Origin of the sequence: Mesorhizobium sp. M0058 (assembly GCF_040323095.1) — a bacterium.
Classification (GTDB): domain Bacteria; phylum Pseudomonadota; class Alphaproteobacteria; order Rhizobiales; family Rhizobiaceae; genus Mesorhizobium.
Genome location: NZ_JAMYUQ010000023.1, coordinates 37,752 through 64,066, shown reverse-complemented (window position 1 = coordinate 64,066; position 26,315 = coordinate 37,752). Strand labels below are relative to the sequence as shown.

The 26,315-nt window shown below is 63.8% G+C and carries 27 protein-coding genes; 13 read left to right on the top strand and 14 right to left on the bottom strand.

The genetic code is table 11. The annotated features are described in order from the left end of the window. The first annotated feature begins 36 nt into the window (after nucleotides 1–36). On the top strand, nucleotides 37–1,293 hold the full coding sequence (locus NKJ75_RS29360) for a ubiquinone biosynthesis hydroxylase (protein WP_352500515.1): 1,257 nt from the start codon (nucleotides 37–39) through the stop codon (nucleotides 1,291–1,293). A 22-nt stretch (nucleotides 1,294–1,315) separates the two neighbouring features. On the opposite strand, the gene plsY is transcribed toward NKJ75_RS29360, so the two are convergent. Next, a complete protein-coding gene (gene plsY, locus NKJ75_RS29355; protein ID WP_023670502.1) occupies nucleotides 1,316–1,954 on the bottom strand; it encodes a glycerol-3-phosphate 1-O-acyltransferase PlsY in 639 nt (212 codons plus the stop codon). Between the two features lie 15 nt (nucleotides 1,955–1,969). After that, nucleotides 1,970–2,500: a hypothetical protein gene (locus NKJ75_RS29350; protein ID WP_023670503.1), complete on the bottom strand. Its 531-nt coding sequence runs from the start codon at nucleotides 2,498–2,500 to the stop codon at nucleotides 1,970–1,972. Nucleotides 2,501–2,902: 402 nt separating this feature from the next. Between NKJ75_RS29350 and NKJ75_RS29345 the strand changes: the two genes are divergently transcribed. The 9 genes from NKJ75_RS29345 (at nucleotide 2,903) to NKJ75_RS29305 (ending at nucleotide 14,214) form a co-directional block, all read left to right on the top strand. Then, the gene (locus NKJ75_RS29345; protein WP_352500516.1) at nucleotides 2,903–3,874 is read left to right on the top strand and encodes a substrate-binding domain-containing protein; all 972 of its coding nucleotides are present in this window, start codon (nucleotides 2,903–2,905) and stop codon (nucleotides 3,872–3,874) included. A 70-nt stretch (nucleotides 3,875–3,944) separates the two neighbouring features. Beyond that, nucleotides 3,945–5,471 (top strand): sugar ABC transporter ATP-binding protein, encoded by a 1,527-nt coding sequence (locus tag NKJ75_RS29340; protein ID WP_023745398.1) that lies wholly within the window; start codon nucleotides 3,945–3,947, stop codon nucleotides 5,469–5,471. 17 nt (nucleotides 5,472–5,488) lie between these two features. After that, nucleotides 5,489–6,475 (top strand): ABC transporter permease, encoded by a 987-nt coding sequence (locus NKJ75_RS29335; protein ID WP_031204466.1) that lies wholly within the window; start codon nucleotides 5,489–5,491, stop codon nucleotides 6,473–6,475. A 1-nt stretch (nucleotide 6,476) separates the two neighbouring features. Further along, nucleotides 6,477–7,457 carry a sugar-binding transcriptional regulator gene (locus NKJ75_RS29330; protein ID WP_023736785.1) on the top strand — a complete coding sequence of 327 codons (981 nt, stop codon included), beginning with the start codon at nucleotides 6,477–6,479 and terminating at the stop codon, nucleotides 7,455–7,457. Next, nucleotides 7,447–8,442 carry an aldo/keto reductase gene (locus NKJ75_RS29325; RefSeq protein WP_352500514.1) on the top strand — a complete coding sequence of 332 codons (996 nt, stop codon included), beginning with the start codon at nucleotides 7,447–7,449 and terminating at the stop codon, nucleotides 8,440–8,442. The genes NKJ75_RS29330 and NKJ75_RS29325 overlap by 11 nt, the downstream gene beginning before the upstream one ends. A gap of 77 nt (nucleotides 8,443–8,519) precedes the next feature. After that, complete coding sequence (locus NKJ75_RS29320) at nucleotides 8,520–10,328, top strand: glycerol-3-phosphate dehydrogenase/oxidase (RefSeq protein ID WP_352500513.1); 1,809 nt, start codon at nucleotides 8,520–8,522, stop codon at nucleotides 10,326–10,328. After that, nucleotides 10,240–11,082, top strand: coding sequence for a class I fructose-bisphosphate aldolase (locus tag NKJ75_RS29315; protein WP_352500512.1), 843 nt, complete (start codon nucleotides 10,240–10,242; stop codon nucleotides 11,080–11,082). Before NKJ75_RS29320 ends, NKJ75_RS29315 begins: the two co-directional genes overlap by 89 nt. Then, on the top strand, nucleotides 11,075–12,613 hold the full coding sequence (locus NKJ75_RS29310) for an FGGY-family carbohydrate kinase (protein WP_352500511.1): 1,539 nt from the start codon (nucleotides 11,075–11,077) through the stop codon (nucleotides 12,611–12,613). The genes NKJ75_RS29315 and NKJ75_RS29310 overlap by 8 nt, the downstream gene beginning before the upstream one ends. Next, nucleotides 12,610–14,214: a GMC family oxidoreductase gene (locus NKJ75_RS29305; RefSeq protein WP_023818316.1), complete on the top strand. Its 1,605-nt coding sequence runs from the start codon at nucleotides 12,610–12,612 to the stop codon at nucleotides 14,212–14,214. The genes NKJ75_RS29310 and NKJ75_RS29305 overlap by 4 nt, the downstream gene beginning before the upstream one ends. A gap of 12 nt (nucleotides 14,215–14,226) precedes the next feature. Here the strand turns inward: NKJ75_RS29305 and NKJ75_RS29300 are convergent, their stop codons facing one another. Further along, nucleotides 14,227–14,583, bottom strand: a complete 357-nt coding sequence (locus tag NKJ75_RS29300) for a YciI family protein (RefSeq protein ID WP_023698373.1) — start codon at nucleotides 14,581–14,583, stop codon at nucleotides 14,227–14,229. Continuing rightward, nucleotides 14,580–14,795, bottom strand: coding sequence for a hypothetical protein (locus NKJ75_RS29295; RefSeq protein WP_352500510.1), 216 nt, complete (start codon nucleotides 14,793–14,795; stop codon nucleotides 14,580–14,582). The genes NKJ75_RS29300 and NKJ75_RS29295 overlap by 4 nt, the downstream gene beginning before the upstream one ends. A gap of 219 nt (nucleotides 14,796–15,014) precedes the next feature. Between NKJ75_RS29295 and NKJ75_RS29290 the strand changes: the two genes are divergently transcribed. Next, nucleotides 15,015–15,440 (top strand): OsmC family protein, encoded by a 426-nt coding sequence (locus NKJ75_RS29290; RefSeq protein WP_023807689.1) that lies wholly within the window; start codon nucleotides 15,015–15,017, stop codon nucleotides 15,438–15,440. 209 nt (nucleotides 15,441–15,649) lie between these two features. Here NKJ75_RS29290 and NKJ75_RS29285 read toward each other — a convergent pair whose 3' ends face one another. The 6 genes from NKJ75_RS29285 to NKJ75_RS29260 all read right to left on the bottom strand — a co-directional run bounded on the left by NKJ75_RS29285 (nucleotide 15,650) and on the right by NKJ75_RS29260 (nucleotide 20,611). After that, on the bottom strand, nucleotides 15,650–16,279 hold the full coding sequence (locus tag NKJ75_RS29285) for a YceH family protein (RefSeq protein ID WP_023683887.1): 630 nt from the start codon (nucleotides 16,277–16,279) through the stop codon (nucleotides 15,650–15,652). A 152-nt stretch (nucleotides 16,280–16,431) separates the two neighbouring features. Next, on the bottom strand, nucleotides 16,432–17,211 hold the full coding sequence (locus NKJ75_RS29280) for a succinate dehydrogenase iron-sulfur subunit (RefSeq protein ID WP_023670510.1): 780 nt from the start codon (nucleotides 17,209–17,211) through the stop codon (nucleotides 16,432–16,434). A 40-nt stretch (nucleotides 17,212–17,251) separates the two neighbouring features. Next, the gene (gene sdhA, locus NKJ75_RS29275; RefSeq protein WP_023687711.1) at nucleotides 17,252–19,081 is read right to left on the bottom strand and encodes a succinate dehydrogenase flavoprotein subunit; all 1,830 of its coding nucleotides are present in this window, start codon (nucleotides 19,079–19,081) and stop codon (nucleotides 17,252–17,254) included. 1 nt (nucleotide 19,082) lies between these two features. Next, nucleotides 19,083–19,481, bottom strand: coding sequence for a succinate dehydrogenase, hydrophobic membrane anchor protein (gene sdhD / locus NKJ75_RS29270; protein WP_352500509.1), 399 nt, complete (start codon nucleotides 19,479–19,481; stop codon nucleotides 19,083–19,085). After that, nucleotides 19,481–19,900 (bottom strand): succinate dehydrogenase, cytochrome b556 subunit, encoded by a 420-nt coding sequence (sdhC, locus tag NKJ75_RS29265; RefSeq protein ID WP_023683884.1) that lies wholly within the window; start codon nucleotides 19,898–19,900, stop codon nucleotides 19,481–19,483. The genes sdhD and sdhC overlap by 1 nt, the downstream gene beginning before the upstream one ends. Before the next feature lie 240 nt (nucleotides 19,901–20,140). Then, a complete protein-coding gene (locus tag NKJ75_RS29260; protein ID WP_023687710.1) occupies nucleotides 20,141–20,611 on the bottom strand; it encodes a hypothetical protein in 471 nt (156 codons plus the stop codon). Between the two features lie 253 nt (nucleotides 20,612–20,864). On the opposite strand from NKJ75_RS29260, the gene NKJ75_RS29255 reads away from it, so the two are divergent. Further along, nucleotides 20,865–21,236 (top strand): hypothetical protein, encoded by a 372-nt coding sequence (locus tag NKJ75_RS29255; RefSeq protein ID WP_023726052.1) that lies wholly within the window; start codon nucleotides 20,865–20,867, stop codon nucleotides 21,234–21,236. Nucleotides 21,237–21,273: 37 nt separating this feature from the next. Here the strand turns inward: NKJ75_RS29255 and NKJ75_RS29250 are convergent, their stop codons facing one another. Beyond that, nucleotides 21,274–22,470: a GGDEF domain-containing protein gene (locus NKJ75_RS29250; protein WP_023715865.1), complete on the bottom strand. Its 1,197-nt coding sequence runs from the start codon at nucleotides 22,468–22,470 to the stop codon at nucleotides 21,274–21,276. 163 nt (nucleotides 22,471–22,633) lie between these two features. Here NKJ75_RS29250 and NKJ75_RS29245 point away from each other — a divergent pair, with 163 nt between their 5' ends. Further along, on the top strand, nucleotides 22,634–22,945 hold the full coding sequence (locus tag NKJ75_RS29245; protein WP_023670517.1) for a hypothetical protein: 312 nt from the start codon (nucleotides 22,634–22,636) through the stop codon (nucleotides 22,943–22,945). Between the two features lie 106 nt (nucleotides 22,946–23,051). Here the strand turns inward: NKJ75_RS29245 and leuC are convergent, their stop codons facing one another. The 3 genes from leuC to NKJ75_RS29230 form a co-directional block, all read right to left on the bottom strand. Further along, complete coding sequence (leuC, locus tag NKJ75_RS29240; RefSeq protein ID WP_023683880.1) at nucleotides 23,052–24,461, bottom strand: 3-isopropylmalate dehydratase large subunit; 1,410 nt, start codon at nucleotides 24,459–24,461, stop codon at nucleotides 23,052–23,054. A gap of 281 nt (nucleotides 24,462–24,742) precedes the next feature. Continuing rightward, the gene (locus NKJ75_RS29235; RefSeq protein WP_023745409.1) at nucleotides 24,743–25,378 is read right to left on the bottom strand and encodes a class I SAM-dependent DNA methyltransferase; all 636 of its coding nucleotides are present in this window, start codon (nucleotides 25,376–25,378) and stop codon (nucleotides 24,743–24,745) included. Nucleotides 25,379–25,436: 58 nt separating this feature from the next. Beyond that, complete coding sequence (locus tag NKJ75_RS29230) at nucleotides 25,437–26,252, bottom strand: amino acid ABC transporter permease (protein ID WP_023745410.1); 816 nt, start codon at nucleotides 26,250–26,252, stop codon at nucleotides 25,437–25,439. Nucleotides 26,253–26,315 lie beyond the last annotated feature (63 nt).

Below are 26,315 nucleotides of genomic sequence, written 5' to 3'. Positions count from 1 at the left end.
TGGGCGGGGATGGTCGAGACTTCGAAAGGAATTGACATGGCGAACCGCAACACGGACGCAAAAAACCCGCTCGACGTGCTGGTCGCTGGCGCCGGCTATGTCGGCCTCGCCGCCGCCGTGTCGCTGAAACAGGCGCGGCCGGGCCTCGCCGTGGCGGTCGTTGATGCTGCCCCCGCCGGCGTCTGGCAGAAGGACCGCCGCGCCTCGGCGATCGCCGCCGCCGCCTGCCGCATGCTCGACCAGCTCGGCGTCTGGCAGGAAATCGTCGGGCAATCGCAGGCGATCACCGAGATGATCGTCACCGATTCGCGCACCGCCGATCCGGTGCGTCCGGTGTTTCTCACCTTCGATGGCGAGGTCGCGCCGGGCGAACCGTTCGCCCACATGGTCGCCAACAAGGACCTGAACGGCGCCTTGCGCCGCCGCGCGCAAAAGCTCGGCATCGACATCATCGAAGGTGTCGCGGTCGCATCGTTCGACGGCAATGGCGCCGGCATCACCGTGCATCTGGCCGACGGCGCGGCGATTGAGGCGCGGCTGCTGGTCGCCGCCGACGGCGTCAATTCCAAATTGCGCGACATGGCCGGCATCAAGACGGTGAAATGGGAATATGGCCAGTCCGGCATCGTCTGCACGGTGGCGCATGAGCGCCCGCACAATGGCCGCGCCGAAGAGCATTTTCTGCCGGCCGGCCCGTTTGCAACGCTGCCGCTCAAGCCCACCGAGGACGGCACCAACCGTTCGTCGCTGGTCTGGGTCGAACGTTCCGAGGATGCCGAGAAGCTGGTCTCGGGCGACGACCTCGTCTTCGAGCAGGAGCTTGAAATGCGCTTCGGCCTGAAGCTCGGCGAAATCCGCGTCACCGACAAGCCGCGCGCCTGGCCGCTCGGCCTGACCATCGCGCGCGCCTTCGTCGCCCCGCGCGTAGCACTTGCCGGCGACGCCGCGCATGGCATCCACCCGATCGCCGGCCAGGGCCTCAATCTCGGCTTCAAGGATGTGGCGGCCCTTGCTGAAGTGGTGGTCGAGGCCGATCGCTTGGGACAGGATATCGGCGCGCTCGACGTGCTCGAGCGCTACCAGCAATGGCGCCGCTTCGACACGGTGCAGATGGGCGTCACCACAGATGTGCTGAACCGGCTGTTTTCCAACGACATCGGCCCGCTGCGCCAGCTCCGCGACATAGGCCTCGGCCTTGTCGAACGGATGCCCAGGCTGAAGGAGTTCTTCATCCGCCAGGCGTCGGGGTTGTCCAACGGCACACCACGGCTGCTCAAGGGTGAGGCGATTTAGGCCGGGAATGAGTGCCGCTTTGTCATAGACGCGGCTCGGCTCCTGACATCAGCCGCGCAATGTTGGCGCGGTGGCGCACGATCACGTAGATGCCGCCGGCGATGACCAGCAACCGGTAGGGCAATGGTTGTTCCATGCCGCCGACGAGGGCGATCGCGGTGAGCGCCGCCAGCATCGAACTCAGGGACACAATTCGGGAAACTGCCAACACCACGGCAAATGCCGTCGCCGCGCCTAGACCCACAGGCCAGGACATCGCCAACAAAACACCCAACCCCGTCGCAGCCGATTTGCCGCCGGTGAAATTCAGCCAGATCGAACGGCTATGCCCAAGCAAAACAGCGAGTCCGGCCAAGCATACAACCCAAGGAGCCCAAACGGGCATATCAGATATTGCCGACGGCGGCGTTGCGGAAGACCAGAAACAAAACCAACGGGCAAAGATGACCGCTGCCGCCCCTTTCAGCACGTCCACCAGAAGCACCACCAATGCTGGCCATTTCCCGAGTGTGCGCAATACATTTGTCGCACCGGTGGACTTGGAGCCGTGCTCCCGGATATCGATGCCCTTAAGCAGTTTCCCCGCCAGATAGCCGGCAGGCGTAGAGCCGATAAGGTAAGCGGCAGCCGATCCTACCACGCTCGCTATCCAGAATGACATGCGCCCGGGCTGTTCTCAGTTGACCTCAAACCCCAGCTTCTGCCGCAGCCGCAGCATGCGCTGGTCGGCGACCTTGAAACTCTGCTCGCCGCTCTTGGCAACACGATCCAGCATCTGCAGCAGATCTTCGCGCTCATGCGGATCGAGGCGCTCGCGCAGGAAGGGCGCCAGCTTGTCGATGACGATCGTCGTGTCGTCGATCTGCGCCGCGGCCCATTTGGCGTAGACGACGGCTTCATCGGTCTTCTTCTGGTTGTCCGCAATCTGCGAGATCACCTCGCGGATGACCGTTTCGCGCTTCGGCAGGATCGGGCCGTGCTCCGCTGCCAGTGCGGTGATCAGCGTTGCCGCCGCCACCACCGGATCGTCGATCGCCGTCAGCGGCGACAGCGCCGCCTGCTTGCGCAGCTTCTTGCGCCTTATGTTGCCCTGGACGCGGCCGACGACGTCGGCGACCTCGCGCGCAGCTTCGTTCATGGCCTTCATGCGATACCACCAGAACGCCCCGGCTCCCAGCACGCCGAGAATAGCAATCAGGAAAGGCATGTCGAATTCCCCCGAAAATTGCGGCGACGATAGGAGAACTCCGGCGTTGCTTCAACACGCAAGAATTGTATCTGATGAGAAAACAGAGCTGGCCCCCTAATCATCCAGACGCCGAGATCGGACGTCCTGTGTTCAGGTCGCTCGTCACGGGCGCTAATGATGCAACCGCTTGGCGATAACGCCGACTTCGCATCCACCCCACTCCACCTGCAAGATATTTCACATACTGATATTTCGTTCGCCATCATTGACATGCCACAAATCCCGCCGTATTCAACCCCGCCAGAGATTTCATCTTATGAAATTTCTTGCAAAGCTGATGCGACGAGGCTTTCATCGTCGGGGAACCCGGAGGAGAGAATGAACAGGATTGGGCTGGTGGGCGCGCTGAGCGCCGCCGTGATGACGTTGACCCTGGCGATGCCAGCGTCGGCAGAGAGCAAGTTTCAGTGCAAGCCGGATGAGACCTACGTAATGAACGTCATGGTCTCCGCGCATCCCTATTGGGTGCCGGTCTATCAGGGCTTCAAGCAGGCGGCTGCGGCGATGGGCTGCAAGACAGTGTTTTCGGGCACGCCGGACTATGACATCGCCAAGCAGATCGCTTCCTTCGAACAGGATCTGATCAAGAAGTCGGCCGGCGTGCTGCTTCACCCGATGCAGGCCGATCCGTTCATCGAGCCGATCAACCGCGCCATCGAGAACGGCACCACCGTCGTCACCTTCGCCGCCGACTCGCCAAAATCCAAGCGCGTCTCCTACATCACCTCGGACAATCTGGCGGAAGCCAAGTTTGCCGCCGAGGAGATCGTCAAGCAGGTCGGCGACGATGCCGAATATGGCGTGCTTGAGAACCCCGGCCAGAGCAACCACGATCTGCGCGTCACCGCCTTCATCGACTATCTCGCCAAGAACTATCCGAAGATGAAGCTGGTCGGACGCCAGGCCTCCAATCAGGACGCCAATGTCGCCAACAAGGCGGTGGCCTCGATGCTGCAAGCCAACCCGAACCTCAAGGCGCTTTGGATTCCGGAAGCCGGTTCGGCCGAAGGCGCGGTCGCGGCCGTTCTCGAAGCCAAGGCCAAGGTGCTGATCATGCACGCCGACATCACCCCGGCGACGCTGGAGCAGATCAAGGCCGGCAACATCCACATGGCGCTGAGCCCGAACCAGGGCATGCAGGGTTATCTCGGCTTCGTCGCCACCTTCATGGCGGCGCATCCGGAGCTGATCGACCCGTTCAACGACTACAAGACGTCGGGCCACAACCCGATGAGCATCCCCTTCGCCGATAACGGCTTTGCCGTCATCACCAAGGAGAATGCCGACTCGTTCGACCTGAACAAGTACATGCAGGGCCGCGATCCCAGCTAATCGCGTCCATCAGGCAATCGCGCCATCCGGCGCGGTTGCCTTATCCCTCCCTGAGCAGGTGAGCACACAAGTGGAAATCCCGGCCCTCCTCAAAATATCCGGCCTCAGCAAATCGTTCGGCCCTGTCCGTGCGTTGCGCGATGTCGGGTTCGAGCTGCGCGCCGGCGAAATTCACGCCATTGCCGGCGAGAACGGCGCCGGCAAGTCGACGTTGATGAAGGTGATCGACGGCATACTGCCGCCCGACAGCGGCGACATCCAGATCGACGGCCGCTCCGTTTCGGTCCCCTCGCCGCTGGCGGCGCAAAAGCTCGGCATCGGCTTCGTGCATCAGGAGATCGCGCTCTGCCCCGATGTCTCGGTGGCGGAAAACATCTTCATGTCGATCACCAACGCCAGCAAGGCTTTGCTGATGAATTACCGTGACCTCGAGAAACGCGCGACAGCCATCCTGGCGCGACTTGGCAACCTCGATCCGACCGCGATGGCGCGGAGCCTGTCGATCTCCCAGCAGCAGCTGGTCGAAATCGCCAAGGCGCTGACGCTCGATTGCCGCATCCTCATCTTCGACGAGCCGACGGCAGCGCTGACCGAGCGCGAGGCCAAGAAACTGTTCGAGATCATCCACCAGCTTGCCGGCGAAGGCATCGGCGTCATCTACATCTCGCACCGCATGGCCGAAATCTTCGAATACTGCGATCGCGTCACGGTGCTGCGCGACGGCCGGTACATCACCACGCTCGACATATCGGCGACGACGCCCGAACAGGTGGTGGCGTCCATGGTCGGCCGCGTCATCGACAGCCTCTATCCCGAGAAGCTGCGCGACGACGAGCGGTCTGAGGAGATCCTGCTCGAGGTTAACAAGCTCTCGGAAGCAACCACCTTCCGCGACATCAGCTTCCAGTTGCGCAAGGGCGAAATCCTCGGCATTGGCGGCCTGATCGGCGCCGGTCGCAGCGAGATCGTTCGGGGTATCTGCCGGCTGGAGGGTCAGGTGACCGGCAATGTCAGCCTGCATGGCAAGCCGCTGTCGCTGACCCATTATGGCGACAGCATCGCCGCCGGCATCGTCTACCTCTCCGAGGACCGCAAGGGTGACGGGCTGTTCCTCGACATGTCGATCGCCGCCAACATCTCGGCGCTGGCGGTGGATCGGATCTCGACGCGCTTCGGCCTCATCAACGACCGCCGCGAGAAGCAGCGGGCGGAAACCATCGGCAGGCAGCTGTCGCTGAAATGCGGCCATGTCGGCCAGCCGGTTTCGACGCTCTCGGGTGGCAACCAGCAGAAGGTGGCGATCGCCAAGATGCTGTCGGTCGACCCGAAAGTGATCTTCCTCGACGAGCCGACGCGCGGCGTCGATGTCGGCGCCAAGGCCGAAATCCACCGGATCCTGCGCAAGCTGGCGCGCGACGGCGTCGGCATCGTGGTCATCTCGTCGGAACTGCCGGAACTGATCGGTGTCTGCGACCGGGTGCTGATCATACGCGAGGGACGCATCACCGGCGAGGTCACCGGCGCGGAAATGACCGAAGAAAACATCATGGTCCTGGCATCGCTTGCCGATGACGGCCGGCAACGGAGCGCCGCATGAGCATCGTGGGGGAAAGCATGGACAGCGTGACGCCGCCGGCCCGCATCGGGTTCGGTGAAAGGCTCGGCGGCCTGATCAGGATGCGCGAGACCGGCCTGATCCTCATCATCGCCGTGCTGTTTATCATTATGTCGTTCGCATCGCCCTATTTCCTGACCTGGGACAATATGCGGGCGATGGCGATGGCCTTCGCGGTCGAAGGCATTGTCGTGGTCGGCATGACGATCCTGCTGATCTCCGGCGGCATCGACCTCTCGGTCGGCTCGGTCACCGCACTCGCCATGGTCATTGCCGGCCTGCTCTTCCTCGGCGGCGTCGACCCCTGGCTGGCATCATTGATTGCAATAGCGGCCTGTGCAGGCATCGGCGCCTTCATGGGCTTCTTCGTCACCCGAGTGGGACTGCACCACTTCATCGTCTCGCTGGCGGTAATGGTGATCGCGCGCGGGCTCTGCTTGCTTGGCACCGGCGGCCGGCCGCTCGGGCTCTACACACTGCCGCCCGAGTTCAAATTCATCGGCCAGGGCGCCATTGGCGGCATTCCGGTCGTCATCATCATCTTCATCGTCTTCGTCATCCTGTCCGACTTCATGCTGCGCCGCACGACGATGTTCCGCAAAGTCTTCTACACCGGCAGCAATGAGAAGGCGGCCGCCTATTCCGGCATCCGTACCAAGAAGGTCGTGTTCCTGACGACGACGCTCTGCTCGACCCTGTGCGGCTTTGCCGGCGTGATCTACATGGCCCGTTTCGGCTCGGCCCAGCCGACCTTCGGCTCCGGCATGGAACTAAACGTCATCGCCGCCGCGGTGATCGGCGGCGCCAGCCTGACCGGCGGCTCCGGCACCATTCTCGGCGCCATCCTCGGCACCATCCTGCTCTCCGTCGTTTCAAGCTCGCTCGCTCTGCTCGACGTGTCCGTCTATTGGCAGGACATCATCCGCGGGTCCATTCTGCTGACGGCGGTCACCGCCGATTACTACTTCAACAAGCCGCGGGGCTGAGATGGCGGACGGCAGGGAAGATTTCGAGGCGATCCGGCAGATCCACACCGTTCTGGTGCTGCACTTCGTCGACGGCATGAAGCAGAACGACATTGCGGCGGCGCTCAACCTTTCGGCGTCGAAAGTCAATCGGCTGATCGCGCAAGGGCGCAAGCTCGGCATGCTGAGGATCGCGGTCGAGAGCCCGTTCCAGCGCCTCGTCGACATCGAAAAGCAGCTGATCGAGGTCGCGCAACTGGCAGCCGCGATCGTGACGCCGACCGTGGCCGGCAGTCCCGACAGCACGCTGCAGCAGGTGGGGCGCGCGGCGGCCAACCAGTTGCTCGAGACTTTGCGCGACGGCGACGTCATCGCCATTACCGGCGGCAAGGCGATCAGCGCGCTGGTCGAAAACCTGCAGCCCGAGCGCGCCTTCGACGTCACCGTCGTGCCGCTGACCGGCGGCGTCCAGGGCAAGCACTATACCGACGTCAACCATCTGGCGACGCGGCTGGCCGAACGCCTCGGCGGCACCAGCATGCTCTTGCATGCGCCGCTCTTTGCCGAAAGCCGCGAGCAGCGCGATCTCCTGCTGGACATGGCCTCGGTGCGCGAAATCTTCGATCTGGCGCGCAAGGCGGCGATCGCGCTGGTCGGCGTCGGCTCGATCCAGACGCCGGGGTCGAGCTATTACGACCTCCACCCGGGCCTCGATCCCGACCGCGAAAAACTCGCCGCCAGCGGCGCAGTCGGCGAGTTCCTTGCGCATCTGATCCGCGACGACGGCACGCTGGCCGACTATCCGCCCAACGACCGCCTGGTGGCGCTGGCGCCTTCGGAGCTCGGTCGTTGCCGGTCGGTGATGGGCGTCGCTAGCGGCGCCGAAAAGGTCTGGCCGATCCGCGCAGCGCTTCGCGGCAACTATCTCAAATCACTGGTCGTCGACGAAGAGACGGCCAATGCAGTCCTGAGCAATGCGGGGAGCATACGCAATGTCGCCTGAAATGTTGACGCGCACCATTGGCGCGTCGGGAATATCCGCCTCCGCAATCGGCCTTGGCACCTGGGCCATTGGCGGCTGGATGTGGGGCGGCACCGACGAGGCGCAGTCGATCGACACCATCCGCGCCTCGATCGACGAAGGCGTTTCGCTGATCGACACCGCGCCGGCCTACGGCAAGGGGCTGTCCGAGGAAATCGTCGGCAAGGCGATAAAGGGTCGCCGTGACAAGGTCGTCCTTGCCACCAAGCTTGGGCTGGTCTGGCATACCAAGAAGGGCAACCACTTCTTCGACTATGACGGCGCGCCGGTGCATCGCTATCTCGGTGCCGACTCTGTCGTCTACGAAGTCGAGCAGAGCCTGCGCCGCCTCGGCACCGACCATATCGACCACTACATCACCCACTGGCAGGATCCGACCACGCCGGTCACTGAAACGATGGAAGCGCTCGACCGCCTCAAGACCCAGGGCAAGATCCGCTCCATCGGCGCCAGCAATGTCAGCGTCGCCGATGTGAAGGCCTATCTCGCGGCCGACCAGCTCGATGCGGTCCAGCAGGAATACAGCATGGTTGCGCGTGACATGGAACAGGATCTCTTGCCCTTCTGCGCCGGGAACAACGTGTCGGTGCTCAGCTATTCCTCCCTGGCGCTCGGTCTGCTCTCGGGGAAGATCGGTCCCGACCGCGTCTTTACCGGCGACGACCAGCGCAAGGACAATCCGCGCTTCTCGCAGCCCAACCGCCGCAAGGTGGCAGCGCTGATGGAAGCGATCAGGCCGAGTGCCGAGGCGCACGGCGCCAGCGAGGCGCAGGTGGTCATCGCCTGGACGCTGCAGCAGCCCGGCATCACCTTCTCACTCTGCGGCGCGCGCAGCCCGCAGCAAGCCAGGGAAAACGCGCAGGCCGGCCGCATCAAATTGTCGGGACAGGAGATCAACCAGATCAGTGAGGCCGCCAGCCGCCATCTGACCAATCTCGACGCCTGACCGCCACCAGTAACCCGAACCAAGTTGAGCTGCCGTCCACCGGACGGCAGAACGGCCCAACCTTGCCCGGCAAAGCCATGCCTGATCAGAGAACCGTCATCCTCGACACGATCCGCCGCAACGGCGCGTTCGATGTCGTTGTCATGGGCGGCGGCATAAACGGCATCGGCGTTTTCCGCGAACTGGCGCTGCAGGGTCTCCGAGTTCTGCTGGTCGAACGCAACGATTTCTGTTCGGGCTGCAGTGCGGCACCCTCGCGCATGATCCATGGCGGCCTGCGCTATCTCGAGAATGGCGAGTTCGGCCTGGTGCAGGAATCGCTGCGCGAACGCGACGCGCTGCTGGCCAATGCGCCGCATATGGTGCGGCCGCTGCCGACGACAATTCCGATCCGCTCCGTCTTCTCCGGGCTGATGAACGGCGCGGCAGGCTTTCTCGGCTTTTCGGAAACGCCTTCCAGCCGTGGCGCGCTGGCGATCAAGGCAGGCCTCGCGCTCTACGACTGGACGACGCGCAAGCGCCGGGTGCTGCCGCGCCACAGTTTCCGTGGCGCCAGGGCGACCTTCGCGCAATGGCCGGCGCTCGATCCCAAACTGCGCTTTTCCGCTACCTATTACGACGCCTGGATCAGCTACCCCGAACGGCTCGGCATCGAATTGCTGCTCGATACCGCACGCCTGGCGCCCGACAGCCTCGCGCTCAATCGCGCCGAGATCGCGAGCGCGGGCTCCTCCTTCGAGCTCACCGATACGGTGGGTGGTGAACGCTTCACCGTGACCGCCAAGGCGATCGTCAACGCAACTGGCGCCTGGCTCGATTCGGCGATCGCCCGGCTCGACGCCTCCGAAAAGCCCGCGTCGCCCCTGGTCGAGGGCACCAAGGGCTCGCACCTCATCCTCGACAACGAGCCGCTCTACCGTGCGCTCGGCGGTCACATGATTTTCTTCGAGAATGCCGACGGTCGCGTCTGCATCATGTTTCCCTATCTCGGCAAGGTGCTGGTCGGCTCGACGGATATCCGCGTCAGCGAAGCCGGGCGCGTGCGCTGCGAACCGGCCGAGACCGACTACATATTGGCGGCGGCGCGGTTGGTATTCCCGTCCATTCCGGTCCGTGCCGCCGACGTCGTCTTCACCTATAGCGGCATCCGGCCGCTGCCGAAGAGCGACCATGCCTTCACCGGCAGGATATCGCGCGGCCATTCCGTGCATCGCATAGCCGGCGGCATCCCGCAGTTCTGCATGATCGGCGGCAAGTGGACGACCTTCCGCGCCTTCGCCGAACAGGCGGCCGACGAAGTGCTGGCCGAGCTTGGCCGCGAGCGCATTCGCGGCACGCTGGCGCTGCCGATAGGCGGCGGCCTCGGTTTCCCCGCAGATCCGGCATCGATGGCAGCCGATCTCGCCGGTGAGTTCGCGATCAGCACCGACCGCGCCGCGTATCTCGTCGATCACTACGGCAGCGGCGCGCGCGACATCATCCTGTTCTGCCTCGGACGTCCCGACGATATCAGGCTCGACGACAGGACCGAGACCACGGCTGCCGAGATCGTCTACCTCATCAGGCATGAGTTCGTGACCAGCCTGTCAGACCTTGTCCTGCGTCGCACCTCGCTTGCCATTTGCGGCGACATTTCGATGGCGATGATCGAGCGCATCGCCGATGCACTGGCTGCCGAACGCAGCTGGAACCGCCGCTATCGGGGCGACGCGGTAAAAAGCCTGGTTGTCGAACTCGGCACCTATCATGGCGTCTCGCAAGAGATGCTCGAGCAACGCACGATCCCAGGAGCAGAACATGAAAGTCAGCGCCAAGGCCCGGATGAACCGGATGTTCACCAACGGCAATTGCCTCGACGTGGCGCTCGATCACGGCGTCTGCAATGAACCGGGGTTTCTCATCGGCCTGGAGGACATGCCACGTGTCATCGACACGCTGATCGCGGCAGGGCCCGATGCGCTGCAGCTCGCCTATGGCCAGGCCGATCTGCTGCAATCGCGACCGGACAAGCGCAAGCCGGCGCTGGTCATGCGCATCGACATGGGCAACCCTTACAATGCACAGCGCCACCGGGTGATGTGGTCGATGCTGCAGAACCATGACGAGCCGATCATCGGCGCGCTGGAAATGGATGCCGCCTGCGTCGTCGTCAATCTGTTCATGCTGCCCGACGAGCCGGAACTGTTTCGCCAATGCGTCGAAAACATCAGCAAGGTCCGCGCCGCCTGCCATCGCTACGGCATGCCGTTGATGATCGAGCCGCTGGTCATGCTGCCCAACGATATCAGGGGCGGCTACCAGGTCGACGGCGATGCGGAAAAGATCGTGACGCTGGTGCGTTTCGCCGCCGAAATGGGCGCCGACATCATCAAGGCCGACCCGACCGAGCACGCGGAAGATTTCCACCGCGTCGTCGAGGCGGCACGCGTGCCGGTGCTGGTGCGTGGCGGCGGCAAGGACGATCTCAAGACGGTGCTGGCAAAATCGTCAGCCCTGCTCAGGCAAGGCGCCAAGGGGCTGGTCTATGGCCGCAACATCTATCAGCATGCCAATCCGAAGGCGGTAGTGAGTGCGTTGATGGCGATGATCCACAACGACGCCGGCGGCGAAGAGGCTTGGGACATCTACAACAATGGCTGATCAAGCCGCCTATCTGCTCGGCCTCGACGCCGGCAACACCATCATCAAGGCGGTGCTGTTCGATCATACCGGACGGCAGCTCGCCATGCATGCGGTCGCCGGCCGTTCGCACACGCCGCAGCCGGGCTATGTCGAGCGCGACCTCGGCGGCATGTGGGCCGATGCGCGCGACGCTATCCGCGCCTGCATCGCGCAGGCCGGCATCGATGCCCGCGGAATCGCCGCCATCGGTTGCGCCGGCCATGGCAACGGCCTTTATCTGGTCGACCGTGCCGGCGAACCGCTGATCGGCATCCAGTCGCTCGACACCCGCGCCGCCGGCATGGCGGCGGCCTTGGCGGCGCGAAATGCCGAAGCGCTGCACGCCATCTGCTTGCAAAAGCCATGGCCGGCGCAGACGCCGACCTTGCTGGCCTGGGTCAAGCAGCATGCGCCCGACCTTTATGCCGCGGCCGGCACAGCGATGCTGTGCAAGGATTTCATCACTTTCCGCTTGACGGGCGAGCGCGTCAGCGATGTCTCCGACATGTCCGGCTGCGGCCTCGTGCGCATGCCCGAAGGCGTCTATGATTCCGAGCTTCTCGCGCTCTATGGCATCGAGGATGCGCAGGCCAAGCTGCCTCGGTTGCTCGACAGCGCCGACATCGCCGGCGCGGTCACCGCGCAAGCGGCTGAAGAGACCGGACTGGCGGAAGGCATGCCGGTCATCGCAGGCTATTTCGACGTCGTCGCCAGCGCCATGGGGGCGGGCGTCGTGCGCCCCGGCGAAGCCTCTGTTATCGCCGGCACCTGGTCGGTCAATCAGGTCTTCTCCACCGCGCCGGTCGTCGACCCAGATGTTTTCATGGTGGCGCGCTTCGGTCCCGGCCGCTTCGTCAACATCGAATCCAGCGCGACATCGGCCGCCAATCTCGAATGGTATGTACGCGAATTCGTCGAGCGCGGTGCCCATCATGACGATCCGTTCGGCCACTGCAATGCGGCTGTCGGCGCGGTGACGCCGGCCTGGGACGATCCGATGTTCCACCCGTTTCTCTACGGGTCGGGGCAAGGGGCGGAATACCGCGCCGGCTTCTACGGCCTTGCCGGCTGGCACAAGGAAGGCCATATGCTGCGCGCGCTGTTCGAGGGCGTGATGTTCGAGCATAGGCGCCACATCGAAGTCTTGAAAAAAGCCGGCGTCGGCTTCGACAGAGCCGTGCTATCCGGCGGCGGCTCGCGCAGCGAACACTGGCCGCAGATCTTCGCCGACGGGCTTGGCGTGCCGATCACCGTCCCCGAAGCGCGCGAGACCGGCGCGCTTGGCGCGGCAATCGGCGCCGGGGTCGCGGCCGGCCTGTTCGCCGACTACGAGGCCGGCGTTGACGCCATGGCCCGGTCAAGCGCCACCTACCGTCCGAACCCGGCCATGCAGGACCATTACAACAGGCGTTATCGCGCCTATTGCGGCCTTGCCGATACGCTGCGATCGTTCTGGGCCGAACAGGCGGCAGAACCGAGTAGAACACCGCCGAGTAAACCACCGCAATGACCCAACGGCTCGATGGCGACTACGACTACATCATCGTCGGCGCAGGCACGGCGGGCTGCGTGCTGGCCAATCGGCTGAGCGAAAACCCGGCGACGCGCGTGCTGCTGCTTGAGGCCGGCGGCAGCGACAATTATCACTGGGTGCATATCCCGGTCGGCTATCTCTATTGCATCGGCAATCCGCGCACCGACTGGATGATGAAGACTGCCCCCGAAGCCGGCCTGAACGGCCGCTCGCTGGTCTATCCCCGCGGCAAGGTGCTGGGCGGCTGCACCTCGGTCAACGGCATGATCTACATGCGCGGCCAGGCGGCGGACTACGATGGCTGGCGGCAGATGGGCAATGTCGGCTGGGGCTGGGACGATGTGCTGCCCTACTTCCTCAAATCCGAGGACCATCATGGCGGCAAGACCAAGCTGCATGGCTCCGGCGGCGAATGGAAAGTGGCGCGGCAACGCCTGGCCTGGCCGATCCTGAACACGGTGCAGGAGGCGGCCAAGGAATTCGGCATCATGCCGCGCGAGGATTTCAATGACGGCGACAATGAGGGGTCGGGTTTCTTCGAAGTAAACCAGAGCAAGGGCGTGCGCTGGAACACGGCCAAAGCATTCCTGCGCCCTGCGCTGCGGCGGCCCAACCTCAGGCTGGTCGTCAACGCGCATGTAGAGACGGTGCTGTTCGAGGGCAAGCGTGCTATCGGCGTCCGCTACCGCGCCGGCGGCCAAGCCATCGAGGCAAAGGCCAGCGAGGTGCTGCTGACCGCCGGCTCGATCAACACGCCGAAACTGCTGGAGCTTTCCGGGGTCGGCGAGCCGGATCGCCTCGCCGCGCTCGGCATCGATGTGGTTCACGCCAGCCCCGATGTCGGCGAGAACCTTCAGGACCATCTGCAGATCCGCACTGTCTACAAAGTGTCGTCGGCGCTGACGCTCAACACGCTAGCCAACAGCCTGAGCGGCAAGGCGAAGATCGCGCTGCAATATGCCTTTGGCCGCTCGGGACCGATGTCGATGGCGCCGAGCCAGTTCGGCATGTTCTCGAAATCCGATCCGTCGATGGCGACGCCGGACCTGGAGTACCACGTCCAGCCCTTGTCTACCGACCGGCTGGGCGACCCGCTGCACCCGTTCCCGGCAATCACCATGTCGGTCTGCAATCTGCGGCCCGAGAGCGTCGGCTCGGTGCACGCTACGACGCGCGAGCTGGCCGTGCAGCCGGAGATCCGGCTGAACTACCTCTCTACGGCGCGCGACCGCGAGATCGCGCTGCGTTCGGTGCGCCAGGCGCGCAGCATCATGACCGCCAAGGCTCTTGCCGGCTTCCATCCGGAAGAAATCCTGCCTGGTCTCGCCCACCAGTCGGACGAGGACCTGCTGCACCAGATCGGCTCGATCGCGACGACCATCTTCCACCCGGTCGGCACCTGTAGGATGGGTGTCGACGGCCGCGCCGTCGTCAGCCCGGACCTGCGCGTGACCGGTATCGAGGGGCTGCGGATCATCGACGCGTCGATCATGCCGCGCATCGTCTCCGGCAACACCGCCTCGCCAGTGGTGATGATCGCCGAGAAGGCGGCGGATATGATCCGCCGGCCTGCATGACGTCGCCGCCGCCTATGACCCCGGCACGTCGTAGATCGCCCTGACTTCGACGGTGCCGATTTCAGCCAGCGGAATTTTGCCGGCGATCTCCAGCGCCTTGTCGAGAGTGTCGGCTTCGATCATGACGAAACCAAGCAACTGCTCCTTGGTTTCGGCAAACGGACCGTCAGTGATCAGCCGCTTGCCTTGGCGCCGCCGCACCGTCTTCGACGTCTTCACCGATTGCAGCGCCTGCGCGATGATCAGCTTGCCTTGCTGGTCCAATGACCGGTCATAGGCCATCGAATCGGCGTCGAGCTTGGCCAAACGCTCAGGCGTCATGGCATGGAGGTCCTTTTCCTCGCCGTAGACCAGACAGACATATTTCATTTCCAGCTCCCTTGCTGTGACGAAGCATAGGTGATCACGGCGCCGGCGGCATCCTTGCCGGCAGCAGCGTGGTCGAGCACGCAGACCGCAATGCCGATCACGGCGACCGCAGCAAGCAGCCGGCCGAAGCCGGAAGGTCGCGAGCACTCGATCTCGTGTAGACGCGCGCTTTTGTCGGCGTCGTTCCAATGGGCAGAAAACAGATTGTTCATCTTGGATCTCCATCCGCCACGAGAATCCGTGGACGCTCGCAGGACGGCCGGCGCCGATGCAAGTCGACATTTTTGCACGCACATTTTTTCAGAAGAATTTGCAGGGCACGCCGGCGTCGCATCCGGCCGAAACAGCGCGGTGGTCTTCCCCGGCCGCCGCGCTATAGTTGGAGGGAACGCCGCGTGGCCGGCGCTGTCGCTGTAATCAAGGAGAATTCTATGGACCGTACCGCAAACGCCGTCTGGAAAGGCAATCTGAAGGAGGGCACGGGCACGCTCGACAGCCAGAGCGGCACTTTGAAAGGCACGCCCTATTCGTTCAAGGCTCGCTTCGAGGACGAGAGCGGCAAATCCGGCACCAATCCCGAAGAGTTGATCGCGGCGGCACACGCCGGCTGCTACGCCATGCAGCTGTCGCATTTCCTGGCCGAGAACGGCACGCCCGCCACCGAGCTCGACGCCAAGGCGGTGGTGACGCTGGTGCCCGGCACCGGCATCACCGGCAGCGCCATCACCCTGATCGGCAAGGTGCCGGGCATTGATGCGGCGAAGTTCAAGGAACTGGCCGAGAAGGCCAAGGCGGAGTGCCCGGTTTCGAAGGCACTGGGGGCCATCGCAGTGTCGCTCGACGCGAAGCTGGGGTGATCCGCCGATTTTGCCCGGGGTAGCGATTCTTCGCGCCCCCCTCTGCCCTGCCGGGCATCTCCCGGGGAGATTGGAAGCTCGGTAGCTGGCACTTTCTTTCGACGTTCGTGATTGGCGAAGGCCGGCGTGACATCTGATCTCCCCACTTGAGGGGGAGATGGCCGGCAGGCCAGAGGGGGGTGCTGTCCCACCAACGTCTCGGATAACTATTAGGCGCCCAGCGCATCAAGCCGGGCGCGAAGGGCTGCGACTTCCTGCTCCAGAGCCTCCAATCTCGCTTCCAGGTCGGAAGCAGGCAAGGCCGGCGCGCTCCGCTGCACCGATAACGCCGCGACGTCCACCGGTCCTGCGAGCAGATGCACGTAGCGGTCCTCGCGCTGGCCTGGCCCGCGCGGTATTTCCTGGATCAGCGGCGGTCGGCGGCCGATCAGCATGTCGAGTTCAGCGCGCAGGTCTTCGATCGACGAAAACCGCGCCATGCGCTCAGCTCGCGCCAGCAACTCATGCGCCGTCTGCGGCCCGCGCAGCAAAAGCAGGCCGATCACCGCAGTCTGCGGCCTCGTCAGCGAGAAGCGCTGCGCCATCTGATGCTCATAGCGCTCGACGCGCGAGCCGAACATCTGACGCACCAGCCCCTTCTGCTCGAGCAGCTTCAGCGTCCGATGCACCTCTGTCGGCTCGAGCGCCATCACAGGCTCGCGCGCCGTCTTCTGGTTGGCGGCTGCAAGTGCTGCATTCAGCGTCAGCGGATAGACATCCGGCGTCAGCTCCTTCTTCTCGATCAGGCAGCCGAGCACACGGACTTCGATCGGATTAAGGATTGGAAGCTCTTCGCTCATTGGGTTGAGTATCCTTTCTAGCGCCGGCGAGACAGCGCCCACCTCTCTGTCCTACCGGATATCTCCCCACCCGTGGGGGAGATGTCCGGCAGGACAGAGGGGCGCGCGAAGGATCGCCGCGTTCGAGATTGCCGCGAGCGAACTCGCCTCAACTAAACCCGCCGCTCCACCATCATCTTCTTGATCTCGGCAATCGCCTTGGCCGGGTTGAGCCCCTTCGGGCAGGTCTGGGCGCAGTTCATGATGGTGTGGCAGCGGTAGAGCCGGAACGGGTCTTCGAGATCGTCGAGCCGTTCGCCCGTGGCTTCGTCGCGGCTGTCGATCAGCCAGCGATAGGCCTGCAGCAACGTCGCCGGGCCGAGATAGCGGTCGCCGTTCCACCAATAGCTCGGGCACGAGGTCGAGCAGCAGGCGCACAGGATGCACTCGTAGAGCCCGTCGAGCTTTTCGCGATCCTCATGGCTCTGCAGCCATTCCTTGGCCGGCTCTGGCGACACTGTCTTCAGCCATGGCTGGATCGAGGCGTGCTGGGCGTAGAAATTGGTGAGGTCGGGCACCAGATCCTTGACCACCTGCATATGCGGCAGCGGGTAGACCTTGACGGCGCCGGAAATGTCGTCGCAGCCCTTGGTGCAGGCCAGCGTGTTGGAGCCATCGATGTTCATGGCGCAGGAGCCGCAAATGCCTTCGCGGCATGAGCGGCGCAAGGCAAGCGTCGGATCGATCTTGTTCTTGATCCAGAGCAGCGCGTCGAGCACCATCGGCCCGCAATCGTCCATGTCGACGAAATAGGTGTCGATGCGCGGGTTCTCGTCATCGTCGGGCGACCAGCGGTAGATGCGGTATTCCCTGAGGTTGGTGGCGCCCTCCGGCTTCGGCCAGGTCTTGCCCGGCTGCACCTTGGAGTTCTTGGGAAGCGTGAGTTCGACCATTACCTCAGATCCTTTCGGATGACGGGCTTCGGCACCATGGTCAGTATACCCTGGCCTTCGGCGCGATCTTGGCAAGACTGATGCCGCCGTCCTTTTCCGCCACCAGCGGCTCGGTGTGCACGGGACGATAGCTGAGGCTCACCTGGCCGTCCTCGCTTAGCCGGGCCAGCGTATGCTTGCGCCAGATAATGTCGTCTCGGGCCGAAAAATCTTCGCGCGCATGCGCGCCGCGGCTCTCCTTGCGCGCCTCGGCGCCGTAGACCGTGGTGATGGCGTTGGCCATCAGATTTTCCAGCTCCAGCGTCTCGACCAGGTCGGAATTCCAGATCATCGAGCGGTCGGAGACTTTCAGGTCCTTGAGCTCGGTCCATATCTGTGAAATGCGCTTGCAGCCGTTTTCGAGCGACTCCTGTGTGCGGAACACGGCGGCGTCTTCCTGCATCGCCTTCTGCATTTTCTCACGCAGAACGGCGGTTGGCGTCGAGCCATTGGCGTGGCGCAGCCGGTCGAAGCGGTCCATGATGTTTTCGACCGAGGCTTCGTTGGGCGAAGGGATCGCCGAATTGCGGTCGATGACCTGGCCGGCGCGGATTGCGGCGGCGCGGCCGAACACCACCAGATCGATCAGCGAGTTCGAGCCCAGCCGGTTGGCGCCGTGCACGGAGGCACAGCCGGCCTCGCCGACCGCCATCAGCCCGGGTGACACCCGGTCAGGATTCTCGACAGTCGGGTTCAGCACCTCGCCCCAGTAATTGGTCGGCACGCCGCCCATATTGTAGTGCACCGTCGGCAGCACGGGGATCGGCTCCTTGGTCAGGTCGACGCCGGCGAAAATCCTGGCCGATTCCGAAATGCCCGGCAGCCGCTCATGCAGCACGGCCGGATCGAGATGGTCGAGATGCAGGAAGATATGGTCCTTGTTCTTGCCGACCCCGCGGCCTTCGCGGATCTCCAGCGTCATGCAACGCGAGACGACGTCGCGCGAGGCCAGGTCCTTGGCCGACGGCGCGTAGCGCTCCATGAAGCGCTCGCCCTCGGAATTGACGAGATAGCCGCCCTCGCCGCGCGCGCCTTCGGTGATCAGGCAGCCGGCGCCGTAGATGCCGGTCGGATGAAACTGCACGAACTCCATATCCTGCAACGGGAAGCCGGCCCGTGCCGCCATGCCGCCGCCGTCGCCTGTACAGGTGTGCGCCGACGTCGCCGAGAAATAGGCGCGGCCATATCCGCCGGTCGCCAGCACCACCATCTTGGCGGAGAAGCGATGGATAGTGCCGTCGTCGAGGTTCCAGGCGACGACGCCGGTGCAGGTGCCGTCCGGTTCCATGATCAGGTCGAGCGCAAAATACTCGATGAAGAACTGTGCATTGTTCTTCAGCGACTGGCCGTAGAGCGTGTGCAGGATGGCGTGACCGGTGCGGTCGGCGGCAGCACAGGTGCGCTGCACCGGCGGGCCGTCGCCATAATTCATCATGTGTCCGCCGAACGGCCGCTGGTAGATCTTGCCCTCTTCGGTGCGCGAGAACGGCACGCCGTAATGCTCGAGCTCGTAGACCGCCGCCGGTGCCTCGCGCACCAGATATTCCATGGCGTCGACGTCGCCCAGCCAGTCCGAACCCTTGACGGTGTCGTACATGTGCCACTGCCAGGAGTCCGGACCCATGTTGGACAGCGACGCGGCAATGCCGCCTTGTGCCGCCACCGTGTGCGAGCGGGTCGGGAACACTTTGGTGATGCAGGCCGTGCGCAGGCCCTGCTCGGCCATGCCGAGCGTGGCGCGCAGGCCGGCGCCGCCGGCGCCGACGACCACCACGTCGAACTTGTGGTCGACAAAGGTATAGCCGGTGGCCGATTTCGCGTCCTTGGCCAAATCAGCCTCCGAATGCCAGTTTGAGCAGGGCGAAGATCGAGGCGACGCCGACCGCGATGGTGAAAAACGTGCTGAGTGCGATCAGCGCCAGCTTCATGCCTTCGGCATGCACGTAATCCTCGATAATGACCTGCATGCCGACACGCATATGGGTGAGACCGGAAACGAGCACCAGCGCCAACACCAGCGCCACGAACGGACTGGCGAGCGCCGCCCGCACCTCGGCGAAGCCGGCGCCATTGAGCGCGATCAGGAACCCGACGAAGAACAGTATCAGCGGGATGTTGGCAATGGCCGTCAGCCGCTGTCGCCAGAAATGCCCGGTGCCTTCGCGGGCCGAGCCCAGACCGCGGACCTTGGCCAGCGGCGTGCGCATATCGTTGTTGTTCTTGCCGCTCATCACAAGGTTCCCCGCGCCATGTAGCCGGCGACCCAGATCAGCAGCGTGAGCAGGATGGAACCGGCGAGCGTCGCCCAGGCGATCTTCGATGCCGTGTGTTTCTCCAGCCCGGCGCCGGTGTCCCAGACGAGATGGCGCACGCCGCCCAGCATGTGGTGCATCAGCGCCCAGGTGTAGCCGAACAGGATGAGCCGGCCGAGCCAGGTGCCGAAGGCCCAGTTGATCCAATCGAAAGCGCCTTGCGAACTCGCCGCCGCCATCAGCCACGCGGCGACCAGCAGCGTGCCGAAATACAGCGCCCCGCCAGTGATGCGGTGAATGATCGACATCGTCATGGTGATCGGTGGGCGGTAAATCGTCAGGTGCGGCGAGAGCGGCCGTTCACGTCTGGCGGTTCGGGTGGCTGGTGATTTGCTCATGGCTGCCCCAGTTCGATGTCCGGAGCCGCGGTGGAAAGCGGCACTTACCGCCTCGATATATGACTTCAGACAGCCGGTTTCTAATGCTCTTTTTGCACCGCGTCAAAGCCGGAAAATCGTTTTGAAAACGTCATTTAGTCTGACAAAAGGCTGCTGTTTCGCTTCAATCGATTTGGCCACCGTCGAAAGCCGGCGCACCGTTCGCTGCAGTGCGGCATTTCCTTTGCAATCGACGCCAGGCTATCGTTTGCAGGTCTGTGGTGTCGAGCCCCTCTTCATCACCAGCGCCTCGCGCGCGTCGATCACGATTGCGTCATGCGACGCGGCTTCCTGGTAGCGGCTGGACTGGTTGGCGGGTGATGCGGCAAACTCCTCGGTCGTGCCATCGGGCCTGACAACACGCAACGCCGTGCCGAGGTTCTGGATGGTGATCATGCCGCCATTGCCGCATCTGTAAGTTGCCGTGCCGACAGCAGACCGCGGCGCGGTAAGATCGGTGACGATCTTGGCTGAAGGTGCGGCAGGTGCTGTCGGAGCCGTTGCGGAAGCCGGGGGCGCCACAGGTGCGGCGGACTGCTGAGCCGGCGCGGGCGCGACAGTGGGTGGTACGGTATTCACCGCCGTCGGCGCGCCGTTCTGCGGCACGCAGGCTGCGGCAGTCAGCAAGGGGATCGACAACAGCGTCACCCGAAACGTCCGGCGTAACGCCATATGCTGTCCTCCTGCGCGGCTAACTAGCCGCGATGTTCCACCAAGATCAAGCTCACCCAACGTCAGCGTAGTTGTGTGCGTCGCGGCCGATGGTGCGGGCAAGCATGGCCGAATGATGACGCCCGGGTTTTCCATCCCGTCGGATATTAACCATGTTTGGCGAGAGATCGCCGCCGGATGCGCCTGCCCTCTTAACAAAGGTTAAGAAAAGGTTAATTTCCGATTCGATCGGGTCCACAGCAGAGAGGACACCATGCTTTCGAATTCAGGAAGAGCGCGCCTTGCGGCGCTTGTGCTGGCGACAGCCAGTCTCGGCTTCGCCGCCCCGGCAATGGCCTGGTCGCGCCATCATGACCGCGTCTATGCCGATTCCCTGGGCAATCTCGTCATCGACAGCGCCGCCGGCTACAAGCGCATCATTGTCGGCCAAGGCAGGCTGGCCAAGAAATTGTCCGACTACACCAGCGCCGGGCAGCCGGAAGCGGGACCGGAAGTCCTTTATGAAGACGAGGCGGATCACATCTCCAGGCGTGGCTGCTACCAGCCGCCGGTGTTCGTGAAGGGCCGCTCCTATATGTACGGCCTCTCCGACGGCGAAATGCCCAACCTCAGCCCTTGCCGCTGATGATCCGGCACGGCCGAGAGGCCGTTTAAGCGAGACGCTAACCGACGCTGCCTGTATCCGGGATGAACACCGTTTCGGCCCGCTCATAGGAAAGCCGCACGCTGTCGCGGCCGTTCTTCTTGGCCTTGTAGAGCGCTTCGTCGGCGCGCCGCCTCAGCGGCTCCAGCCCTTCGTCGCCGGTGCGCGCCGCGACGCCGAAGCTCGCGGTCACCCTGGTGCCCGGCGGCAACCCGTCGACACTGCCGGCCGAATAGTGCGTGCGCACGGCTTCGGCAAACAGCCGCGCCGTGGCAAGATCGCTCAGCGACAGAAGCACAGCGAACTCCTCGCCGCCGATGCGGCCGGCAACCGCACGCGTGCCGGCGGCCGCGCGAAGCTTGGCGGCGAAGTCGGCGATCACCTGGTCGCCCGCGGCATGTCCGTATTTGTCGTTGAGCGCCTTGAAGTGATCGAGATCGGCCAGCACCAGCGCGACCGGCACCTTGGCGGCGGCGCAGTGTTGCAGCACCAGCAAGGCGCGCTCCTCGAAACCCCTGCGGTTGAGCAGGCCAGACAGGGGATCGGTGTGCGTCTCGGTCTTCAGCGCCTTCATCACGTCGAGCGCAGCTGCCGAGAACAGGCAGAGCGCGATCAGCAACGACAGCAGCGCGTGCGACAAAAGCGCCGTCGTCCAGTAGGACGAGCCATAAAACCCGTCATAGCTGGTGAACGGCCCGTGCGAGATGACGACGAGCAGCGTGCGGCCGATAAAGTTCAGCCCGGACAGCAGCGACAGTACGAACAGGATTTTTTCCGTCGGGCCGTTCTTGCGCACGGCGCGCAGCTCGGCGGCGACCAGCAGGCTGAGGCCGCCAAAGCCGAAATTGATCGACAGGATGCGCCAAGTCAAGTCCGGCTGGACGAACAGGAACCAGCAGAATGCCACCATCCCGCCACCCGCCAGAATGCCGATCGCGATATAGGGCACGCGCCTGCCGTAGCGTGAGATGATCGCACCGACGAGGCAACAGGCGGCAAGCGTGAAGCAGAGGTTGGAGACCAGCTTGGTCAGCACCATGCCGCCGGGCAGCGTGAAATACTGCAGCAGGAAGCCGGGCGCGGACACGCAATAGCTCGTGCCGAGCACAGCCAGATAGGGCCGGTGGCGCTGATAGAACCATAGCACGAGGAACGCCGCGCCGAGCGCCAGCGCGATCGTCGGATTGAGCAGCGCTATGAACAGGCCGGTGTCCAAAGGACGGTGACTTCCCCGCTTGACGTCAGGGAAGACCTTAGAGCGCAAGCCCCAACAAGCGGTTAAGCCGGGACGAATATGCAAGTCGCCACTGATGAAGCTGCTGCACGGAACCGGGACCTGAGGCAGGCGTTTCGTGACAGCAATCAAGGAGAAGTTATTCATGGCCGACACGATCACGCTGACCGACCACGAAGCAATTCGCTCATGGGCCGCAGGGCGCGCCGGATTTCCGGCGATCGTCGATGTATCGCCCGAAACCGGAACGCAGCCGTTGCTGAGGCTCGTCTTCGGCCAGCACGCCTATCAGGACCAGGATCAACCTGAACGCCCGGTCAACGCAGGCGGCTACGAGCTGGTCGAATGGGACGAGTGGTTCAAGATCTTCGACGAGCGCGAACTGGCGCTGGTGGTCGCGGCCGACGAACCCGGCAGCCGGGAGGAATTTCATGAAATCATCCGGCGTGCCGGCTAGGGCATATACCCCAAGGGTCTTAGAGCGGCGCGCATTAAACAAAACCCCGAACGGTTTTGCCGTTCGGGGTTTGCATAAGCTCAGATCAGGCTTGAAACAGTCTGCGCTATTTCCAGTCGCGGATGTCGACGAAATGGCCGGCGATCGCCGCCGCCGCCGCCATCGCCGGCGACACCAGATGGGTGCGGCCCTTGAAGCCTTGCCGGCCCTCGAAATTGCGGTTCGAGGTCGAGGCGCAGCGCTCATGCGGCTTCAGCCGGTCGTCGTTCATGGCCAGGCACATCGAGCAGCCCGGCTCGCGCCAGTCGAAACCGGCGGCAATGAAGATCTTGTCGAGACCCTCGGCCTCCGCCTGTTCCTTGACCAGACCGGAGCCCGGCACGATCATCGCATCGACATGCGCACTCACCGTCTTGCCTTCGACCACCTTGGCCACCGCACGCAGATCCTCGATGCGGCCATTGGTGCAGGAGCCGATGAAGACGCGGTCGAGCGTGATGTCGGTGATCTTCGTGCCCGGCGTCAGCCCCATATAGTCGAGCGCGCGGATCTTTGACGTCCGCTTGTTCTCGTCCGTGATCTCTTCCGGATCGGGAACGACGCCCTGCACCGAAACGACGTCCTCGGGCGAGGAACCCCAGGAGACGATCGGCGGCAGCTTGGCCGCGTCGAGCACGATCACCTTGTCGAAATGCGCGCCCTCGTCGGACTGCAGCGTCTTCCAGTATTCGAGCGCGGCGTCCCACGACGCGCCCTTCGGCGCGCGCGGCTTGTCTTTGACATAGGCGAAGGTGGTTTCGTCGGCCGCGATCAGGCCGGCGCGCGCGCCGCCCTCGATCGACATGTTGCAGATCGTCATGCGGCCTTCCATCGACAGCGCGCGGATCGCCTCGCCGGCATATTCGATGACATAGCCGGTGCCGCCGGCAGTGCCGATCTCGCCGATGATGGCGAGGATAATGTCCTTGGCGGTGACGCCTTCCGGCAGCACGCCGTCGACGCGCACCAGCATGTTCTTGGCCTTGCGCTGGATCAGCGTCTGGGTCGCCAGCACATGCTCGACCTCGGAGGTGCCGATGCCATGTGCCAATGCGCCGAAGGCGCCATGCGTCGAGGTGTGGCTGTCGCCGCAGACGATCGTCATGCCAGGCAGCGTGAAGCCCTGCTCCGGCCCGATGATGTGGACGATGCCCTGGCGGATATCGTTTTCGGAGTAATATTCGACGCCGAAATCCCTAGCGTTCTTGGCCAAGGCCTCGACCTGGATGCGGCTTTCCTCGTTCTTGATGCCGAACTTGCGCTCGGGCGAGGTCGAGACATTGTGATCGACCACGGCCAGCGTCTTTTCCGGATGCCGGACTTTTCTGCCGGTCATGCGCAGACCTTCGAAGGCCTGCGGGCTGGTCACTTCATGGACGAGATGGCGGTCGATGTAGAGCAGACAGGTGCCATCATCCTGGCGGTCGACGACATGGTCGTCGAAAATCTTGTCGTAGAGGGTGCGCGGTGCGCTCATGTGCGTAAATCCGTCGATTTGCAAAAAGGGGAAGGGCAGACGCGCCGAAGCCTTCGGCCCAGCGAAAGCGGCTTAGCTAAGTCGGCTGGTGAGCGCGCCGGAAATGCGCGAAGAGAAACGCGACGGCAGGCGTTTTCTGTCCTGCAGCACGAAACCCTTATAGGCCGGATCGCCAAAAAGCTCTTCCATGGCGTGGCTCATACCAATGTTTTGGCTTTTCGGCAATTGCGGCGTGTTTTCCCTTCTCCCCTTGTTGTGGGAGAAGGCGAAGAGGGCGGCGCTCAAACCACCTCGAATACGAAAGTCTTCACCAGCGCGTCCGCCTCGGCGATCGCATAGCAGCGGAACCATGGGCTTTGCTCGACCGGCTGCCATTTCCCGGCCCGTTCCAACCCGTCGAACACGGCCTGGAAGCCACCGCTGTCGAACACCTGGTCGCGCACGGTGAAGATAGCGTGGCCGCCTTTCCTGGTGATGCGGACAAGCTCGTGCAGGCCGGACGCCGGCGCATGGCTGATGGTGAACACGCCAGTCGAGAAGAAGGCGCGGAAATGCCCGTCTGGCCAGGGCAGCGGCCCGCCGAGCATTGCCTGCTTCAGATCGCCATAGGCATTGCGGCTGCCGGCGATCTTCAGCATGTCGTCGGAGAGGTCGAGCCCGGCAATGTCGTGATAACCCAGCGCCTTCAATGACGGGCCCGACAGGCCGGTGCCGCAGCCGGCGTCGAGCAGCGGGCCTTCACCCACCTTCACATGGCGCGCCACCCAGGCGGTGATCAGGAACGGCAGCAGATAGCCGAGCGAAGCGGTCTCGCCGTCATAGGTCGCGGCCCAGTCTGCATAGGCCTTGGCCAGCCCTTCCGGCGTGTCGGCCGAATAGACGGTACCCAGCGCCGCATTGGCCTTGTCGATCGTCATCGCCTGCATCCTCCGGAATCCTGTCCTCCGCGATCGTAGCCGTGCCCGCGTCGGACTTCTATTCCTGCTGCGCCCGCCGCAGTCGTTGCTCCAGCCCCCGCAGCGCCAGCGACAGGCTGACGGTGAGGATGAGATAGATATAGGCGACGATCGTATAGGTCTCGAAGAAGCGGAACGAGCCGGCGGCGTAGATCTTGCCCATCTGCGTGATGTCGGCGACGCCGAGCACCGAGACCAGCGAGGAATCCTTGACCATGGCGACGAAGTCATTGCCGAGCGGCGGCAGGATGGTGCGGATCGCCTGTGGGAAGACGATCAGCCGGAAGCGCTGCGTGCGCGTCAGCCCGAGCGCCTTGGCAGCCTCGATCTGGCCTTTCTCGACCGACTGGATGCCCGCGCGAAAAACCTCGGAGATGAAGGCGGAATAACCGATGGTCAGCGCCATGATTGCACGCCACAACAGCGACACGTCGCGCACCAAAAGCTCGCCGAGATAGCCGGCGTTTTGCAGCGGCGCGGTCAGCGCATTCCACGCAGCCACGAAGGCCGGCGCGCCGGCGAAGGCGATCCAGAACAACAGCACCAGGATCGGCACGCCGCGGATGATTTCGACATAGAAACGAGCGATCTGCCTGAGCCAACGCGACCCCGACAACCCCATCAGCGCAACGCCGAGCCCGGTGGCGGAAGCCAGCGCGAAGGCGACCACGGTGACAAGAATGGTGATGCCGATGCCTTTGGCGACGGTGGCAAAAACCTGGGCGTAGAGATCGCTGGCGGCAATGGAGAGCGCAGCGACGACGGCGAGCGCGATCGCGGCGGCAAGCCACCAGGGGAAATCGGATTTGAGAGTCGAAGCGGGGGGCGTGGCCATCAGGGCGCTTCACCCTCCCCCTTGTGGGGAGGGTCGGCGAACAAGCTTTGCATCGCAAAGCTG

Bases quoted from the DNA above. Each gene is read 5' to 3' on its own strand.
- NKJ75_RS29290 (WP_023807689.1), top strand. From the start codon at position 15,015: ATGGACCGTACCGCAAACGCCGTCTGGAAAGGCAATCTGAAGGAGGGC.
- NKJ75_RS29230 (WP_023745410.1), bottom strand. From the start codon at position 26,252: ATGGCCACGCCCCCCGCTTCGACTCTCAAATCCGATTTCCCCTGGTGG.
- NKJ75_RS29335 (WP_031204466.1), top strand. From the start codon at position 5,489: ATGGACAGCGTGACGCCGCCGGCCCGCATCGGGTTCGGTGAAAGGCTC.
- sdhC (WP_023683884.1), bottom strand. From the start codon at position 19,900: ATGAGCAAATCACCAGCCACCCGAACCGCCAGACGTGAACGGCCGCTC.
- NKJ75_RS29310 (WP_352500511.1), top strand. From the start codon at position 11,075: ATGGCTGATCAAGCCGCCTATCTGCTCGGCCTCGACGCCGGCAACACC.
- NKJ75_RS29300 (WP_023698373.1), bottom strand. From the start codon at position 14,583: ATGAAATATGTCTGTCTGGTCTACGGCGAGGAAAAGGACCTCCATGCC.
- NKJ75_RS29315 (WP_352500512.1), top strand. From the start codon at position 10,240: ATGAAAGTCAGCGCCAAGGCCCGGATGAACCGGATGTTCACCAACGGC.
- NKJ75_RS29245 (WP_023670517.1), top strand. From the start codon at position 22,634: ATGGCCGACACGATCACGCTGACCGACCACGAAGCAATTCGCTCATGG.
- NKJ75_RS29305 (WP_023818316.1), top strand. From the start codon at position 12,610: ATGACCCAACGGCTCGATGGCGACTACGACTACATCATCGTCGGCGCA.
- NKJ75_RS29360 (WP_352500515.1), top strand. From the start codon at position 37: ATGGCGAACCGCAACACGGACGCAAAAAACCCGCTCGACGTGCTGGTC.
- NKJ75_RS29280 (WP_023670510.1), bottom strand. From the start codon at position 17,211: ATGGTCGAACTCACGCTTCCCAAGAACTCCAAGGTGCAGCCGGGCAAG.
- NKJ75_RS29345 (WP_352500516.1), top strand. From the start codon at position 2,903: ATGACGTTGACCCTGGCGATGCCAGCGTCGGCAGAGAGCAAGTTTCAG.
- NKJ75_RS29350 (WP_023670503.1), bottom strand. From the start codon at position 2,500: ATGCCTTTCCTGATTGCTATTCTCGGCGTGCTGGGAGCCGGGGCGTTC.
- NKJ75_RS29330 (WP_023736785.1), top strand. From the start codon at position 6,477: ATGGCGGACGGCAGGGAAGATTTCGAGGCGATCCGGCAGATCCACACC.
- NKJ75_RS29260 (WP_023687710.1), bottom strand. From the start codon at position 20,611: ATGGCGTTACGCCGGACGTTTCGGGTGACGCTGTTGTCGATCCCCTTG.
- NKJ75_RS29295 (WP_352500510.1), bottom strand. From the start codon at position 14,795: ATGAACAATCTGTTTTCTGCCCATTGGAACGACGCCGACAAAAGCGCG.
- NKJ75_RS29235 (WP_023745409.1), bottom strand. From the start codon at position 25,378: ATGACGATCGACAAGGCCAATGCGGCGCTGGGTACCGTCTATTCGGCC.
- leuC (WP_023683880.1), bottom strand. From the start codon at position 24,461: ATGAGCGCACCGCGCACCCTCTACGACAAGATTTTCGACGACCATGTC.
- sdhD (WP_352500509.1), bottom strand. From the start codon at position 19,481: ATGAGCGGCAAGAACAACAACGATATGCGCACGCCGCTGGCCAAGGTC.
- NKJ75_RS29255 (WP_023726052.1), top strand. From the start codon at position 20,865: ATGCTTTCGAATTCAGGAAGAGCGCGCCTTGCGGCGCTTGTGCTGGCG.
- NKJ75_RS29325 (WP_352500514.1), top strand. From the start codon at position 7,447: ATGTCGCCTGAAATGTTGACGCGCACCATTGGCGCGTCGGGAATATCC.
- NKJ75_RS29320 (WP_352500513.1), top strand. From the start codon at position 8,520: ATGCCTGATCAGAGAACCGTCATCCTCGACACGATCCGCCGCAACGGC.
- NKJ75_RS29285 (WP_023683887.1), bottom strand. From the start codon at position 16,279: ATGAGCGAAGAGCTTCCAATCCTTAATCCGATCGAAGTCCGTGTGCTC.
- plsY (WP_023670502.1), bottom strand. From the start codon at position 1,954: ATGTCATTCTGGATAGCGAGCGTGGTAGGATCGGCTGCCGCTTACCTT.